Here is a 15303-nt window from a genome sequence, read left to right as displayed (position 1 = left end):
CTAGTGTAACGTTCGGTTAATTCGCTCATTTATTATCAATTAAACTCAGCTTTGCCCGAGCCACTGACGTCATAATCGATTCTGCGCTTTTATGCCAACGGAACGGCTTTGCCAGTTTTTCGTTGTGAACCTTGATGAACTTTTTAATCGCAGACTTTAATTCGCCGACGCTGGTGAAAATACCGCGGTATAGGGCTCGTCGTTCCAGTTGGCCAAACCAACCCTCGACCGCATTCAGCCAGGAAGCGCTCGTGGGCGTGAAGTGCAGCTTGAACCGAGGGTGCTCGGCCAGCCAAGCTTTGACTTCCGGCGTCTTGTGAGTCGAGCTGTTATCCAAGATCAAGTGCAGATCCAGACCCTTCGGAGTTTCCCGGTCGATCTGTCGCAAGAAGTCTAAAAACTCCTTGGCTCGGTGACGCTGAGTGATTCGTCCGATCACCTGACCCGTCAGCGTATTGAATGCAGCGTACAGGCTGGTTGTGCCATGACGTTTGTAATCATGTGTCTGTCGCTCAACTTGTCCCGGGCGAAGCTGTAATTTCGGCTGGGTTCGGTCAAGAGCCTGAATCTGGGTTTTTTCGTCAACAGACAGAACCAGTGCATTGTCCGGAGGATTCATATAAAGCCCGACAACATCGCACACTTTTTCAGCGAAGTGGGGATCGTTGCTGATCTTGAACGTTCTGAGCCGGTGCGGCTTCAAATCGGCTGCTTTCCAGATCTGGTGCACTTGCCAGCGCGTTACCCCGGCATGCTCTGCCATGAGACTGATACTCCAGTGTGTGGCCTCTTTCGGAACTTTATGGACTGTGTCGTCTAAAATTTTCTTGACGGTTTTACCGTCGAGTTTTCGAGGCTGGCCAGGTCGCGGCGCATCATGAAGCCCCTCAAGACCTCGATCACTGTAGCGTTTGCGCCACTTGAAGACCGTTTGGGTGCTAACCTGAAGAGACTCTGAGATTCCTTTTGGGGTCTGACCTTCATTCAGTAACAAAAGTATCCTGGCGCGTTGCGCCAGATGCTGGCTCAGCGTATTGGTTCGGCACCAACTTTCGAGTTCCAATTGATCGTTTACAGTCAGATTAAATGGCGCTGCGGGTTTGGGCACAATGGGAACCTTTTATTGCTGTTTGACGATTCCTATTATAACAAACATGCGCCAGCGAATTAACCGGACGAAACACTAGCTTCTAGGAAGGCCCTACGCTCCCTAGGGCAGAAATATGAACCACTGTTGTGCCCAGTTGAAGCGGGCCTCAACTGAGCGACAGATCAACCGAGCTATTACGCTAGGATAGAGTTAATTCCCGCATTTTCTGACGCCTTAGAGACTACGCATAGGGTTCCAGCTGCCACTCCACGCTCTTGGCGTACGATTTATTCCATTTCGTGAACTGTCCCCAGATAGCGCTCACCGGGTAGGTTGAGGAAGTCCAGCACATAGGGGTCGCGCAGATAGTTTCTGGCGTCCCGTTCGGACAGTGGGCGCGTCTGATTCTCGGCCTCCTGCTGTACGGCTGTCCGATCCTGACTGCTTAGGAGCCGTTCGTAGTACAAGGTGCCGATCTGCCGCTCCAGCGCCCGACTGCTCCAATGCTGACTGGCTGCCTCGGCCATGTACCACTCTCGGGCTTGGGGGTTCTCAACCCGGAGCAAAACGCGATAGTGCGTCCAACTCAATTCGGGACGCAGTGCGTCTCGTTTTGGGAATGCCTCATAGAATCGCCGCATATTGCGAAGGTTGGTAACGTCGAAGCCCTTGCCAAACTCTTGCGTCAGCTCTCGGGACAGGCGTTGCAGTTGTTGCTTGCCGTAGGCGGCCCGGGCCTCGCCCTGCTGCTCATCTTCGAGGATCAGTCGGCCGATGTGCCAGTAGGTCTGAACCATGGCGCGGTTGACCGCCTGCACGACCTGTTTCCGCGCAGCATGGATCAGCTCCCGAATGTCAGACACCAGGCGGGGGCTGGGTTCGACAGCGCGGGGCAGCTGGCCTTCATCAGGCACCATAACCCAACTCCTTCAGATACCCGTCCATCTGCTCGTTCAGCTTCGCAATCTCGGCCTCGATCTCTTTCCGTTCCGCTTGCACGGCCATTAAGTCGATCTCTTCTTCTTCCTCGAAGGTGTCAACGTAGCGGGGGATGTTGAGGTTGAAGTCGTTTTCTTGGATTTCCTCCAGGCTGGCCAGGTAGGAATACTTGTCCCGGGTGTCCCGCTGCTTATAGGTGTCGACTACCTTGGCAATGTTCTGCTCGGACAACTGGTTCTGGTTCTTGCCGGATTTGAACTCCCGACTGGCGTCGATAAACAGTACGTTGTGGTCGGCTTTGTCTTTCCGGAACACCAAAATGGCCGCTGGAATACCGGTGCCGTAGAACAACTTCTCAGGCAAACCAATGACGGCATCCAGGAGGTTTTCTTCGATCAGCTTCTGCCGGATTTTGCCTTCCGCTGAGCCTCGGAACAGGACACCGTGGGGAACCACAACGGCCATGCGCCCGGTCTTCGGCTTCAGGGTTTCGATCATGTGCAGGATAAAGGCGTAGTCACCCTTGGTCTTAGGCGGCACACCGCGACGGAACCGTGAGTACGGATCGCTTTCTGCGCTGCCGTGCCCCCACTTGTCCAGTGAGAACGGAGGGTTAGCCACAACAATATCAAAGTGCTTCAGGCCGCCGTTTTCATCCAGCAACAGCGGGTTACGAATGGTGTCGCCCCACTCCAGTTTGTGATTATCAATGCCGTGCAGAAACATATTCATTTTCGCCAAGGCCCAGGTGCTGCCGATGGCCTCCTGACCGAACAGCGCAAAGTTCTTGGAGCCGTCGTTGCCCTTACGGATCTGGTTGGCACACTTGAGCAACAGGGAGGCTGAACCACAGGCCGGGTCACAGATTTCATCGCCCTCTTTCGGGTCCACGATCTCGGCCATCAGCTCGGAGACTTCCGGCGGGGTATAGAACTCGCCAGCCTTCTTGCCGGAGGTGGCCGCAAAGTTCTTGATCAAGTATTCGTAGGCGTTACCAATGACATCCAGATTACCGATCCGACTCGGACGCAGGTTCAGCTCTGGCTTGGCAAAGTCTTCCAGCAGGTGACGAAGAATGTCGTTCTTCTGCTTTTCATCGCCCAGCTTGGTGGAGTTAAAGCTGATGTCTTGGAACACATCGGCCAGCTTGCCGGTGTTCGCTTCTTCAATGGCGTGCAGAGCTTTGTCGATCCGCTCACCGCAGCCCGGCTCGTGACGACGCTCGTACAGAGCATAAAAACCCGCGTCTGCTGGCAACACGAAGCGCTCGTTCTTCATCAGCTCTTCGATCAGCTCCGGCGAATCACCGTACTCTTCCACGTACTTGTCGTAGTGATCCTGCCAAACGTCCGACAGGTACTTTACGAACAGCATGGTCAGCACATAGTCCTTATAGATGCTCGGATCGACGGTGCCCCGGAAGGTATCGCAGGCATTCCAAACGGCTTTGTTGATCTGCTCTTGCTTGATGTCGTCTTTGATCATGGTTACTGATCGTCCTTGTTGTCAGGATGAAGAATATTGTGTCCGGGATATCGGGGGCGAAATATCATGATGGAATAGCGAGGTGATGCTTGGTTACTGAAATCATTTTGCAACGTACTCCTTTACGTGATCGTTCCTGTCCGTGGTTAAGCGGAAATCTCTAGACGTTTAAGAGATGCGTTCAGCGTTGTTCTACTGACATCAAAGTGCAGTGCAACTTCCTTTTTGGTGATGTCCGGGTCCAACAGCATGGCTGCTGCCTTTCTGACGTCGGAATCCGACATAGCCGGTTTCCTCCCACCTTTTCTACCTCTGGCTCGCGCAGCTTGAAGGCCTGCGATCGTACGTTCACGAATCAGACTATGTTCGAACTCAGCAAGGGCGCCAAAAATATGAAAAACAAGACGGCCACCTGAGCTGGTTGTATCAATAGACTCTGTGAGCGATTTGAATCCAACCTCTCTTTCATTGAGATCCTGAACAATCTCAACCAGATCTTTAAGTGAACGAGCAAGCCTGTCTAATTTCCAGACCACTAAGGTATCTCCCTTCCGGAGCATACGCAGGCACTGCGACAGCTCCGGTCGCTCTCGCAACTTGCCCGTAACTTTTTCTTGGAAGATTTGTTCGCACCCTGCTTTTTCTAAAGCATCAACTTGGTATTCAGGATTTTGATCCTGGGTGCTGACTCGTGCATAACCTATGATCATAAAAGGGGCCTTTTCTGCTCATAGATTGTTGTACGTGATTATTGGACGCAAAACAATGGGAAAAAGCTGATTTTCGCGGGCAGTGCTTGGTCGTCCAACAAACGACCGTTTCCATGCTGGGTTCCAACCCATTACTGCGGTTATCCATCCTCATATTCTGAGATTTCGCCACTTGGTAGCATGTAACATGAACGCTTCCTGTTGCATCCTTAAAGCATATGCTTACACTGTTTAAAAATACAGCATTGAAGAGCGAGCATTGGAATTCATCCTAGCGACACCAGAGTTTGAAATCAGGGGCCATTCCTATGAAGGCTTCCCGATTCTTCTCAAATCCAATCATGATGTGTTTGTCGAAGGAATGGAATTTCTCGTTCATCACTGCTTAAAACGTGGAAGTGTGCAAAGCCGACGTAGTTGGGAAACGTTTGGAAGGGATCTGTGTGATTATTTCGAGTTCATTGAAGCCAATGGGTTTGATTGGAGAGAGCTTGATCACCGAAATCACGAAACCCTGTTAGCCCTGTATCGCGACGTTTCCTTTGATCGATTTAACCTTAACGCCTCCACGGTAAACCGACGACTTCACCTGGTCATCAAGTTTTATCAGTTTGCCCTCAAACAAGGTTGGGTAAGCACGTTGCCGTATGACCTTGAAACGGTGAGAGTCAAACAGACAAAGGGTTTCCTCGCACACACAGACACGTCCGGGGGGTATGCCGTAAAGCCGGATGTGCTGCTGAAAACCACGCCAACCAGGATCAAAGTCCTCAACAAAGAGCAGGTCGATGAGCTGCTGAAAACCACCAAGAACAAAACTCTCCGATTGATCGTTCGGTTGGCGTTGCTGACGGGTTTGCGTAAAGAAGAGCTGCTGACAATTCCAGTTCACTACATATCTGCCCCCCAATCGATCTCGGCCCGGAGTCATGTGGTGGTTGAGCTTGATCCCCAAGAGATGAGCACCAAGGGAGACAAACCACGGACGATCCACGTGCCGATATCATTGATGGCGGATCTCTGGGATTACGTGATCCACGAGCGTCACGAAACGATCCGAAAACATGGGACAGACCCAAAAACCCTCTTTGTAACCGCCAAGGGCAACCCCTGGAGCATTCGAACCTCGCTCAACAATCAACTGAACCGATTGAAGCTGTCGTTCGCCTGCCATCCCCACATCCTGCGTCATACCTACGCGACGCACACCCTGAAATCGTTGTTGTCCCGAAAGAGCACGACTTTCAATCCCTTGATCTATGTCCGAGATCGCCTCGGCCACAGCAGCATTACAACGACCGAAAAATACCTGCATTTCCTCGACGACATTGAAGACGACCTGCGCACCAGTTATCAGGAAGAAATTGAGGAAACCGCGAAGGAGGCGGCCTGCGCATGAAAAAAGATTTCACGCTAGACGGTGATGATATTGGGGTTAAGGCGGTTGACGAGACGGCGAACAACGCGAAGACCGAAACCATCGAACCATCGCCGCTCTCAAAGCCAGAGAACGCGGTCGTTGCCTTTCCCGAAAACACAACAAACACGAGAAACGCGGACTTCGGGCCATTTTACGGTCAGGGCTTTGACGACATCACTGCCGCTTGTCAGTGCACCCTCGAAAAGTTGATCACAGAGAGCGCCAATACCAACGGAAAGTCTCTCAGCTTGACCACAATTGTGGGTTATTGGAACGTTGGCTTTCGTTTTTTTGCGCCCTTCCTGTCGTTGCTCCACGCCGCTAGTGGTGAACGCCTGACCATGGCGGATCTCAACGCCGAAACGATCAAGCGATTTATTCAGCACCTGAGAAACGAGCCCATCGAATACGGCTCGCAAAAGGGTCACTTTACCAAAACCAAATCTTTGCTTGTGGCATCTCATCGGTTCGGGTTCTGGCCGGAAGTAGATATGAAAACGGTTTGGCCTGCCAATCCGTTTCCGAATTCCAACAAACGACGTAAGGGCCAGAAGGCGCTCAGCAAAAATGAAAAGCGGTTTTTGATCAAAGCGCTGCGCACAGAGATGGAGCGGATTGTGGCACACTCTGAGCCGCTGAACAGCTACGATTTGACCGTTTGCGTGGTGTCCATCGCCCTGTCCACTGGAATGAATCCGGCACCCATCCTGGAACTCACCACGGACTGCGTGCAGCCTCACCCGCTCAAATCCAACCTGCGGCTGCTTGTGAGCTTTAAACGTCGCGGCAACGCCACGCACGTGGTTGCCCTGAGAAAGTCTGAGGAAGTATCGGAAATGGCCAGTGTCCACCTATATGCCGCTGATGCCATTGATCTGATCGTTACGAGGAATGCCTCTACACGCGCCGAGTTCGGTGACCAAAATCGGCTGCTGGTCTACAAGGGAACTCGTGGCAAGTACGCGGGCAAACCATGTCGACTTACTGCCGCCCATTTGCACTACATCATCAAGCTACTTGTCGACCAACACCAGCTTCAAACGGACGATGGGAAGCCGCTCATGTTGAATGTCACTCGGTTGCGTCAGACGCTCCTGAATCGCGTGTGGGAGATGTCCGGCCAAGATCCGTTGATCACGGCCAGAACGGGACGACACACCGTTCAGACCGGCAATGCCCACTACTGGGAAGCACCACCAGAAGCGGAAACCAATATGCGTTTTTTAGGCGAGGCGCGTGTTCAAGAGCTTCTTAGCAAGCCGAATATCATCGCCAGTGATCGGACGCCCGTTGCGTCATGCCAGGATGTCCGCCGAGGGCACCGATCCCCGAAAAACGGCGAGCCCTGTCAGGACTATCTGGGCTGTTTCCGGTGCAAGAGCTTTGTGGTGACCGGCGATGACCTGTATCGACTGTTCAGCTTCTACTGGGCCGCCCTGCGCAACTACGACACCTTTGGGGGCAAGCGCTGGACGAAATACCTAAAGCAAGTCATCCGTTTGATCGATGAGGAGATCGCCCCTAGCTTTGATGCGACCCTGGTGGCCGATCAGCGGGAAAAGGCCAAAGGCCAGCCGCATCCGTTCTGGCGGGACCTGAGCATGGCGAGGATGGCGATATGAGCAAGGTCGCGGGCGCAGAGGTGCTGGCCGACCGCGAGCGGCTGTTGAAGGCGTTACCAAGCAGTGAGGGACTGTACGGCATCGTCACCACTGATCGAGCCGATGGTGTTTTGTACGTGCTCTCACGGTACGAAGATCCGGAGTGGTGGTTGCCGAAATCGAAGAGCACCAGTAACCAGCCGGATTGCAGTCGAAAGTTGGACTTTGCTCGAATCACCGGGGACCAGCTGCGATCCGAGGCCAAAATCATCCTGGCACGCTTGATGTGGGGAGAGGTCTCGTTAAGCAACGGCACGATCAAGTTGGCTTTCCAAAACTTGGTGTCTTGGTTGAACTGGCTACGCGAACACGGGATTGGCAGTCAAGAGCACGTAACCCCTCTGGTCGCTGCCTGCTACGCTCACCACGTCCAGCGTTTGACCTCGCGGCATAAGCCGGGGAAACCACTGAGCAGCAATACGAAAGGGAACCGGTTATCGATTGTTGAACGAAGCTGGCAATTACTGCTGGATACCTCCCACCGATTTGATCACCCCTGGCCAGAAAGCTCGGCTCATGCGCTGTCGGGACACAACGGGCAACCAAGGCAGGCCAAGACTGCCATCATTCCTGACAAGGTGCTCCGGACTTTGTTCCAACACGCTGAATCTCTGCTCCGCCGAGCCGACGAATTGTTGCATCACCGGGATGCCCTGGACGCCTTCCAGCCTCGCTCAAAAAACCGAACGGATCGCAACAAGGAGAAGGCTCGCTACCTGAAAACACACGGCTGGGATCAGGGGCTACTTGCACTGAAGACGACACTGCGCGACCTGCGCGACGGATGTTTTATAATCATTCTAGCCACGACCGGTATCCGGGCTCACGAACTCGGCAACATCCGTCGAGATGATTGGTACAGCGAAGATCGGGAGGGTGAGCGGATTTACTTCCTTGGCTCGCGCTCGGACAAAACCCACGAGGGTAAAACCTCATGGCTGTGCCCTGAGATTGCCGTTCAAGCCGTAAAGGTGCTGGAACGGCTCTCATTGCCTTTGCAATGCGAACTGGAGCAGGCGATGGAAGTAGCCAAAGTGGCAGGAGATTATGAAGAGATTGCCCGCTTACGGTCTATTTCAGGCACGGTTGGACTGACCAAGGGTTGGAGCCACAGCAATCGCATTAACCTTCTCGGCTATTTGGGGCTGAACAAATGCCTTAAAGACTTTGCGAAGAAACTTAGGCTGGACTGGAACCTTGCATCACACCAATTCCGACGCACCTTCGCCAACTACGTTGTCCACCACAAGCTGGGCGATCTGAGGTATCTGCGCGATCACTTCAAGCACTGGAGCCTCGACATGACCACCCTGTATGCAATGAACGAGACGCAGGATCTGGAGCTCTATGACGAAATTTACGCCGCTTTTGACGGCAAGCGCCATGCCATTGTCGGTCACTGGTTGGAGCCTGATACGCCGCTTTCAGGTGGCATGGCCGGTCATATTCGCCAAATGCGAAGCCGCTCGGAAAAAGTGCGTACCTACAAAGATCGGAAAGAGATGATTGAGGCCATCAGCGAACTGGTTTATCTGCGGTCCACCGGCATTGCCTGGTGTACCAACGATACCGGCGTGGACTGTGCGGGTGGCCAATGCGAAGGCTGTGAGCACGGCTGTATTGACGATACCCACAAGCCGTTCTGGGAAGGGCTGTACTTACAACAGATTGAGCTGCGGCAGATCGATGACCTGGACGACTCTAGTTCGAAGACCGTTGAGCGCACTATGGAACGTTGCGAGAAGGTGTTGACCGATCTCGGCGTGGACATCAACCGTCTCAAGGAGCAACTGACCGATGTCGACGTCATCTGAATCCGAGACCCACAAGCGTATTCGGCTGGCCATTGTTCGATTGGAAAAAGGCCAGCCTAAGGTCGTTGAGAAGGGCAGGAAAGTCTCAGTGGCTGCTGTTGCCGAAGAGGCCGGAGTCAGTCGTGCCTTGATCCACAAAGACTACCCAGACATGCTGGAACGCATCCGGGGCAATTCCAACAAGGCGATCCAGAGACAGCGTGACGAGAAGCACGAGAAACTCAAGGAAGAGCGTTTCAAGAATCGTCAGTTACGGGAAAAAATCGTAGATTTGACTGAGCAGCGCAACGAACTTGCTTCGAAAAACGCGACTCTTGAACTCGAAAATCGCCGGCTCTCAGCAATCTTGGAAAGTAAAAACGTTAGAGTTTTTAGGGGGGAATTGGGTGAGTAGCGCTACGCAGATTTTGGCCAGAATCTTTTTCTCCCGCTTCTAAACAAAAGCGAACATTCGAGTCAGAGCTTTCCTCCAGAGCCTCCAGTCATTCAGTAATCCTCTTCAAGCAGGCCAACAAGGTCCTGCCGAATGGATTGAGCGCTTAAATCTTCCGGCCGGATAAGCAGGCGAGGATTACCATCACGATCAAACACATAGACTGCACCGCTGTGAGTAACGGCATAGTCACCTTCTGCGTCCGGTTCTTCATGCCCGAACGTCTACCGGTATCGCTGGGTAAGCGTGCGGAGGTCAGAGGCGTTGCCGGTCAGCCCGATGATTTTGTCACCAAAAAAATTGACGTACTCCGCCAGGCGTTCGGGTGTGTCGCGCTGAGGATCGACACTGACGAACAACGTAAGTACTTCCTCCTGATTTTCCGTGCTCAGCCCGCTGACGGCCTGGCTGAGTTTTTGCAGAGCAGTGGGGCAAACATCAGGGCAAGAGGTAAATCCGAAAAACAGCATTCGTACCTGACCACTGTAATCATCGCCTGAAACCCGTGTTCCCTGACTGTCGATCAAATCGAATTCAAGCTTGGGCATCACGCCGCTGATTTCTGTCCCGTGCCAATCCGGCGGATCATCGCCCATGCAGCCAACAAGGAGGATTGCCAGCATCATCATTGCAATGGATGCAAAGCGCTTTGCGTGGTGTTGGAAGCAGGGTTTGATCATCAAGTGGTGTCCTTCAATTACGTGTTGGAAGGATTCTGGTGTCCCAGAACAATCGCCAAGTCTTCCGGCACCGCCATCGGTTCAAATGCGCTGACGTTGGCAAGTCCCGTATTGCCGACAGGAACCCGGATTCGTGAAACCAGCAACGCAGCGAAGGCCCGAGCCAGCTGACCGAGAACCTCGCGAGCATCGCGCGCGTGCCAGCCAAGCCGGAGCATGCGCAAATGTGTTGTCGTGTGCGCTAACGCGAACTTCTGGCTCAGAATATGAGCCCGTTCAAGATGTCTGAACGCTGTAGCGACATCGCCCTGATTGTCAGCATCAGCGGCTGCTGCCGGTTCTGTCAGATAGAACGTCTTGAGTTCACTGTTCACTGCTCAGTTCTCCTGCCTTATCGGCCAGCTAAGTTGTGGGCAAAGATTTGCCCGGGATCAACCGAGTCTTCCGAGTACCGGAAATGCGGATAACATCCATGATGCAAACCGGGTCATCTGTCCCGTCAGCACCATTACCCCCATAACAACCAGAACCAGCCCTGCCAGGATTCTCAGTGACTGACTCCAGCGGCTCATCCAGCGCACTCGCGCCCGAAAGTGCTTAATAAATAAAGCCGTTGCCAAAAATGGAATTGCCAACCCCAGCGAATAAACGGCCAGGTACAGCATGCCGGTTTCAGCATTCGCATGGGTGGAACTGAGAGCCAGGATAGCGCCCAATATCGGGCCAATACACGGTGTCCACCCGACGGCAAAGGCCAAGCCGAGAAGGAACGCTGCCGTGGGCCGTCCACCCTCAAGGGTTTGCCCAAAGCGCCAGTCGCGCTGTAACGCGGGCATGCTCCACCAGCCCAGCATAAATAGCCCCATCAGCACAATCAGAATGCCCGCCACCAGATTGGCTTCCTGCCGGTAGGCCATCAGCCACTGACCGAGCAGACTAGCGCTGGCACCAAAAGCGATGAACACTACACTGAACCCAAGGACAAAACAGATACTGAGCCACAGAGATTGCAGTCGACTCGAACGGTCTGTGACAGTGCCGCCCGTAACGACCGATAGATACCCCGGAACCAGCGGCAGAGTGCAGGGTGAGAAAAATGACACCAGGCCGCCAAAAAAAGCAGCCAGCATTCCCCATGTCGCAAGATCTGGCATTTCCGTGAGTCCTCAATTTTCTGAGTTCAGTTGACGGTGGAGGGCATCAAGCCCATCCGTGTTTTGTTCGACACCGGTCGACTATTTCTGTGCGTCTGGGAGCGACTCCTGAACAAGACGAAGTAGCGGTTTGGGACCAAACTCCGTGAGTTGGCGGCCATTCACGAAAAAAGTCGGGGTGCCCCGAACACCGATGGTTTTGACGTCCTGCATGTCCTGATCAAGGATGGCGCTTATCCGTTCGGATTGCATATCCTCACGGGCTTGGGACAGGTCCAGACCGGCTGCCTCGGCCGCTCCCCATGCCTTGGCAACCTTCGGGTCGTCGTGCCAGGCCGGCTGCACCTCCAACACAGCTTCCAGCACCGGTTCATAGACATCTTGCAGGCGAGCTGCTTCCAGAATTCTGGAGACTTCCTCGGAACCCTGATGGAACATTGTGTACCGCAAAACAAGCCGCACCTGGCCTGGATACTCAGCAAGTATCTGTTTCACGATCGGGTAGAACGCCCGGCAGGCTTCGCAGGAGGGGTCGAAAAACTCAACGATGATCACCGGTGCGTCGGCAGGCCCGAATGTGGGCGAATGGAAGCGTACCAATGCTTGTTGGTTCGCGATCGGTTCGGCAGCGGCAACAGACTTTTCGCCGGTGGTGGCCGTTTTTTGAGGCTGCTGGGGCTGTGGCTTGAATAGGACGGCGGCTGAAAAGGCTGCGATCAGCACGAGACACACGACAACAAAGATGGCACGACGATTCATGTATGAACTCTCCGACGGATAAGCAAGAGCAGAATGATGATGGCAACAAAAATGGCCAGCGATAGAAACGGAAGCGGCAGCCCACCAAATATCGTCATTCCGTCACCCGAGCAGGACGGGCCAGTGGCCGTGCAGGGCTGAATGGGTTGTGGAATGAGCCCCACATAAAGCAGTGAGTGGGCTAGAGCGAACAGGGAGCCAATGACAGACAGCGGCATAGCGTAGCGCCAAACGTTAAAATCCGAGTAGTAGCAGGCGACTGCGAGAATCACCGCCAACGGAAACATGAAGGCGCGCTGAAACCAGCACAGAACGCACGGAGCCTGCCCGAGAACTTCCCCGATGTAGATGGCTGAAAGCGAGGACCCCGCCGCCAGTAGCCAGGCTGACAGCAGCAGCCCCCATGGAATCACCCGGTTCTTGGTGGTCACCGGGATGGCTCTCTGGATTCATTGGCACAAGTGCTTTGCGAAGAAGAGCAGCAGCTGTTTCCAGCGGTATCGCCTTCATCTTTGCTCGATTTATCGGCGGTTTCAGCCCCACCGGCACGCCATTCCTCCATACCCTCACGGATGACCTGCCAAGCGGAGTGCAGGAATAGCGCAGCAATGGCGAGGCCCACAATGATGTCCGGCCAGAGGGTATTGGTGAGGGCGACCAATCCTGCCGCAATGATTACACTGCTATTGGCGAACAGATCGTTCCTGGAACACATCCAGGTGGAACGCATATTGAGATCGTCCGCACGATGACGGTAGAGCAACACAAAACAAACGCCGTTTGCAAACAGGGCAAGAGCGCCGACAGCGCCCATCCACTCGGCGGCGGGCACTTCCTGTATCACCAGCTTGCGGATGGCATCGGCGACAACAACAAGCCCGAACAACAGCATAAAGCCGCCTTTGAACAAAGCCGCTCCGGCACGCGCGCGACGGCTTCGGTCCAGCACGAACAGTGTCAGTGCATAGACAGACGCGTCGCCAAACATATCCAGCGAATCGCCCAGCAACGCGGTAGAGCTTGCAATCCAGCCGGCGCTGAATTCCACCACAAACATCACTGCGTTGATGGCAAGCGCAATGTAAAGCACCCGGCTTTGGCTCGCTCGCAATTGTGCCAGTTCACCGGCCTTGTTTTCACAGCAGCTGTCCACGACGAACCCTCCTAAAACGTGCAATACATCGATACACTGGTGGTTATAGTAACTATAAGGTCAATAGCGATGAGCGAAAAAAGGAACACGGTCGGTCGGCTAGCTGATGATACGGGCGTTAAGCCCGTGACCATCCGTTATTACGAAAAAATTGGACTGTTGCCGAAAGCGACCCGCTCGGAGTCGGGCTATCGTCTCTACTCCGAAGAGGATCATTCGCGGCTGCTGTTTATTCGACGAAGCCGCGGGCTCGGATTTAGCCTTGACGATATTCGTGAACTGCTTTCACTGGCGGATCGTCAGCAGGAGTCCTGTGCGGGTGTGGACGCCAAAGTTGAACAACAACTGGTTCAAGTGCGCTCTCGACTGAAAGATCTACATGCAATGGAACACGAGTTGGAAAGACTGAGTGCGTGTTGTGACGGCGGAGTTATTATGGACTGCCGAATTATCGAGACACTCTCCGGCTCTGCTTAACCACTTTGTATGTGCCCGCCAACCAGGACTGTCTCAATTCGAGTTGGGACAGTCTATTCAGTCAGGCATCCTCCTGAATAAGAGCAACGAGGTCATGCCGAATTTCTTCTCTACTCAGATCGGGCCGCATTAAGAGGCGGGGGTTACCTTCGCGATCAAATACATAAATCGCGCTGCTGTGTGACACCGCATAATTTCCATCAGCGGCAGGTTCGTCATAACCGAAGGTTGTTCTATATCGTTTTGCCAGTTCACGAAGCTGGGGTTCTTTTCCAGTGAGTCCTACAATATTGTCGCCGAAGAAATCCACGTATTTTGCGAGACGCTCAGGCGTGTCACGTTTCGGATCGACACTCACGAACAAAGTGAGTACTTCATCCTGAAGCGCGGGGTCCAGGCCACTGGTTGCCTGATTGAGTTTTTGCAGGGCGGTCGGGCAAACATCGGGGCACGAGGTGAACCCGAAAAACAGCATTCTCACGCGGCCACTGTAATCATCGCCAGATACAGACTTGCCCTGGCTATTGATCAGGTCGAATTCCAGCTCAGGCATCAAGCCACTGATGTTTTTACCGTTCCAGTCTTCCTCGTCATTGCCAAAGCAACCAGTCAGCAATAGGGCTGCTATCAGCGTTAAGGTCGCCGATATGATGTTGGTGCGCTGTCGCCAGAAGCGAGTTCTCATGACGCTGTTTCCTCAAGTTGTTTGGATTGGTTGGTATATTTTCCGTCCTGATGCATGGCTCGCCGGAGCATCAGAAGAATGCCAAGAATGCTCATCATGGCCGGAGGAATATAGGTCAGCATGCCTCCCAGTAGCTGGTCGACTTCCGGGTCCAGCGGCCAGGCCCTGCCACAGACTTCGTAAACGTCATAGACCATGTCACGTGAAAACACGATCCACGCCCCAAGAAACATCTGAAGCACACCTGCGGCGGCCAGAACCAACATGCGTCTGCCATACCCCAGCGATGAGGTGATCGCCGGCGGTCTTGGATCAAAGATCAACCACCAGAACAGCAGGCCATCCAGCAACATGCTCCAGTTCATGACCCAATACAGATCCCGGCTGAGCATGGCGTCAAAATGGATTGATGGCCACAGCCAGAAATAGATAAGCCCGACAAACAGGAAAAGGGCGATAAAAGGCTGTTGCAGAACGTTATAGACCCAGCCCAGAGGCCTCAATGTATGCCTCCAGCCCGGGCTGATTTTTGCGAACCAGAACCGCATGACCGGTAAAGGGTTGGACAGGGCGATCAGGATCGGACCGATATGATGAAGAATCAGGTGCTGACCCCGATGGACGAAGAACATGTATTGTGCGTAGTAATCGAAGCGGGTCTGCATCACCGCATAACAGATCAGTACCCCCAGGGTGAACGCAAAGATCCGCAGTGAGCCTGGCCGGTCCTGTTCCGGCATCCGAATTAGCCCGACGCCATAGAATCCCATCACGAGCATGTAGCTGAGTATGGTCAGCGGCGAGAAATCGTAGGGTAAAAGGTAGTCAAGCAGTGACATAGCG

At 53.7% G+C, this 15303-nt stretch carries 16 protein-coding genes and 1 pseudogene; 5 read left to right on the top strand and 12 right to left on the bottom strand.

Translation table 11 applies throughout. The annotated features are described in order from the left end of the window. Nucleotides 1-25: 25 nt before the first annotated feature. The 4 genes from MWU62_RS18130 to MWU62_RS18115 form a co-directional block, all read right to left on the bottom strand. Entirely contained in the window at nucleotides 26-1108 is a 1083-nt protein-coding gene (locus tag MWU62_RS18130) for an IS630 family transposase (protein ID WP_208006341.1), read from the bottom strand. A gap of 269 nt (nucleotides 1109-1377) precedes the next feature. After that, nucleotides 1378-2007, bottom strand: coding sequence for a DUF1016 N-terminal domain-containing protein (locus tag MWU62_RS18125; protein WP_348645662.1), 630 nt, complete (start codon nucleotides 2005-2007; stop codon nucleotides 1378-1380). Further along, entirely contained in the window at nucleotides 1997-3514 is a 1518-nt protein-coding gene (locus MWU62_RS18120) for a type I restriction-modification system subunit M (protein WP_281494967.1), read from the bottom strand. Before MWU62_RS18120 ends, MWU62_RS18125 begins: the two co-directional genes overlap by 11 nt. A gap of 146 nt (nucleotides 3515-3660) precedes the next feature. Continuing rightward, the gene (locus MWU62_RS18115; RefSeq protein WP_247116170.1) at nucleotides 3661-4224 is read right to left on the bottom strand and encodes a recombinase family protein; all 564 of its coding nucleotides are present in this window, start codon (nucleotides 4222-4224) and stop codon (nucleotides 3661-3663) included. Nucleotides 4225-4483: 259 nt separating this feature from the next. Between MWU62_RS18115 and MWU62_RS18110 the strand changes: the two genes are divergently transcribed. Genes MWU62_RS18110 through MWU62_RS18095 form a run of 4 tightly spaced genes read left to right on the top strand, consistent with a single transcriptional unit; the run spans nucleotide 4484 to nucleotide 9513 of the window. Beyond that, nucleotides 4484-5623 (top strand): tyrosine-type recombinase/integrase, encoded by a 1140-nt coding sequence (locus MWU62_RS18110; RefSeq protein ID WP_247116169.1) that lies wholly within the window; start codon nucleotides 4484-4486, stop codon nucleotides 5621-5623. Continuing rightward, nucleotides 5620-7266: a hypothetical protein gene (locus tag MWU62_RS18105; protein WP_247116168.1), complete on the top strand. Its 1647-nt coding sequence runs from the start codon at nucleotides 5620-5622 to the stop codon at nucleotides 7264-7266. Before MWU62_RS18110 ends, MWU62_RS18105 begins: the two co-directional genes overlap by 4 nt. Beyond that, the gene (locus tag MWU62_RS18100) at nucleotides 7263-9119 is read left to right on the top strand and encodes a hypothetical protein (protein ID WP_247116167.1); all 1857 of its coding nucleotides are present in this window, start codon (nucleotides 7263-7265) and stop codon (nucleotides 9117-9119) included. Before MWU62_RS18105 ends, MWU62_RS18100 begins: the two co-directional genes overlap by 4 nt. Beyond that, nucleotides 9103-9513: a TetR family transcriptional regulator gene (locus MWU62_RS18095; protein ID WP_247116166.1), complete on the top strand. Its 411-nt coding sequence runs from the start codon at nucleotides 9103-9105 to the stop codon at nucleotides 9511-9513. Before MWU62_RS18100 ends, MWU62_RS18095 begins: the two co-directional genes overlap by 17 nt. Before the next feature lie 92 nt (nucleotides 9514-9605). On the opposite strand, the pseudogene MWU62_RS18090 reads toward MWU62_RS18095, so the two are convergent. The 6 genes and pseudogenes from MWU62_RS18090 to MWU62_RS18065 all read right to left on the bottom strand — a co-directional run bounded on the left by MWU62_RS18090 (nucleotide 9606) and on the right by MWU62_RS18065 (nucleotide 13298). Then, nucleotides 9606-10178: pseudogene (locus tag MWU62_RS18090) on the bottom strand (SCO family protein). A 71-nt stretch (nucleotides 10179-10249) separates the two neighbouring features. Next, nucleotides 10250-10606 carry a DUF3703 domain-containing protein gene (locus MWU62_RS18085; protein WP_053113384.1) on the bottom strand — a complete coding sequence of 119 codons (357 nt, stop codon included), beginning with the start codon at nucleotides 10604-10606 and terminating at the stop codon, nucleotides 10250-10252. Nucleotides 10607-10663: 57 nt separating this feature from the next. Next, nucleotides 10664-11386: a cytochrome c biogenesis protein CcdA gene (locus MWU62_RS18080; protein WP_008173647.1), complete on the bottom strand. Its 723-nt coding sequence runs from the start codon at nucleotides 11384-11386 to the stop codon at nucleotides 10664-10666. Between the two features lie 81 nt (nucleotides 11387-11467). Next, nucleotides 11468-12145: a thioredoxin domain-containing protein gene (locus MWU62_RS18075; protein ID WP_008173644.1), complete on the bottom strand. Its 678-nt coding sequence runs from the start codon at nucleotides 12143-12145 to the stop codon at nucleotides 11468-11470. Next, nucleotides 12142-12576: a disulfide bond formation protein B gene (locus tag MWU62_RS18070; protein ID WP_200365857.1), complete on the bottom strand. Its 435-nt coding sequence runs from the start codon at nucleotides 12574-12576 to the stop codon at nucleotides 12142-12144. The genes MWU62_RS18075 and MWU62_RS18070 overlap by 4 nt, the downstream gene beginning before the upstream one ends. Then, a complete protein-coding gene (locus MWU62_RS18065; RefSeq protein ID WP_008173639.1) occupies nucleotides 12573-13298 on the bottom strand; it encodes a cation diffusion facilitator family transporter in 726 nt (241 codons plus the stop codon). The genes MWU62_RS18070 and MWU62_RS18065 overlap by 4 nt, the downstream gene beginning before the upstream one ends. A 69-nt stretch (nucleotides 13299-13367) precedes the next feature. On the opposite strand from MWU62_RS18065, the gene MWU62_RS18060 reads away from it, so the two are divergent. Next, nucleotides 13368-13775: a helix-turn-helix domain-containing protein gene (locus tag MWU62_RS18060; RefSeq protein ID WP_008173636.1), complete on the top strand. Its 408-nt coding sequence runs from the start codon at nucleotides 13368-13370 to the stop codon at nucleotides 13773-13775. A gap of 61 nt (nucleotides 13776-13836) precedes the next feature. Here MWU62_RS18060 and MWU62_RS18055 read toward each other — a convergent pair whose 3' ends face one another. Continuing rightward, nucleotides 13837-14460, bottom strand: coding sequence for an SCO family protein (locus tag MWU62_RS18055; protein ID WP_058341922.1), 624 nt, complete (start codon nucleotides 14458-14460; stop codon nucleotides 13837-13839). Next, the gene (locus MWU62_RS18050; protein WP_023010648.1) at nucleotides 14457-15299 is read right to left on the bottom strand and encodes a cytochrome c oxidase assembly protein; all 843 of its coding nucleotides are present in this window, start codon (nucleotides 15297-15299) and stop codon (nucleotides 14457-14459) included. Before MWU62_RS18050 ends, MWU62_RS18055 begins: the two co-directional genes overlap by 4 nt. Between the last annotated feature and the right edge of the window lie 4 nt (nucleotides 15300-15303).

Origin of the sequence: Marinobacter sp. S6332, from assembly GCF_023016045.1 — a bacterium.
Taxonomy (GTDB): Bacteria; Pseudomonadota; Gammaproteobacteria; order Pseudomonadales; family Oleiphilaceae; genus Marinobacter.
Note: the sequence above shows the minus strand (reverse complement) of the source record. Positions and strands in the feature narration are given on the sequence as shown.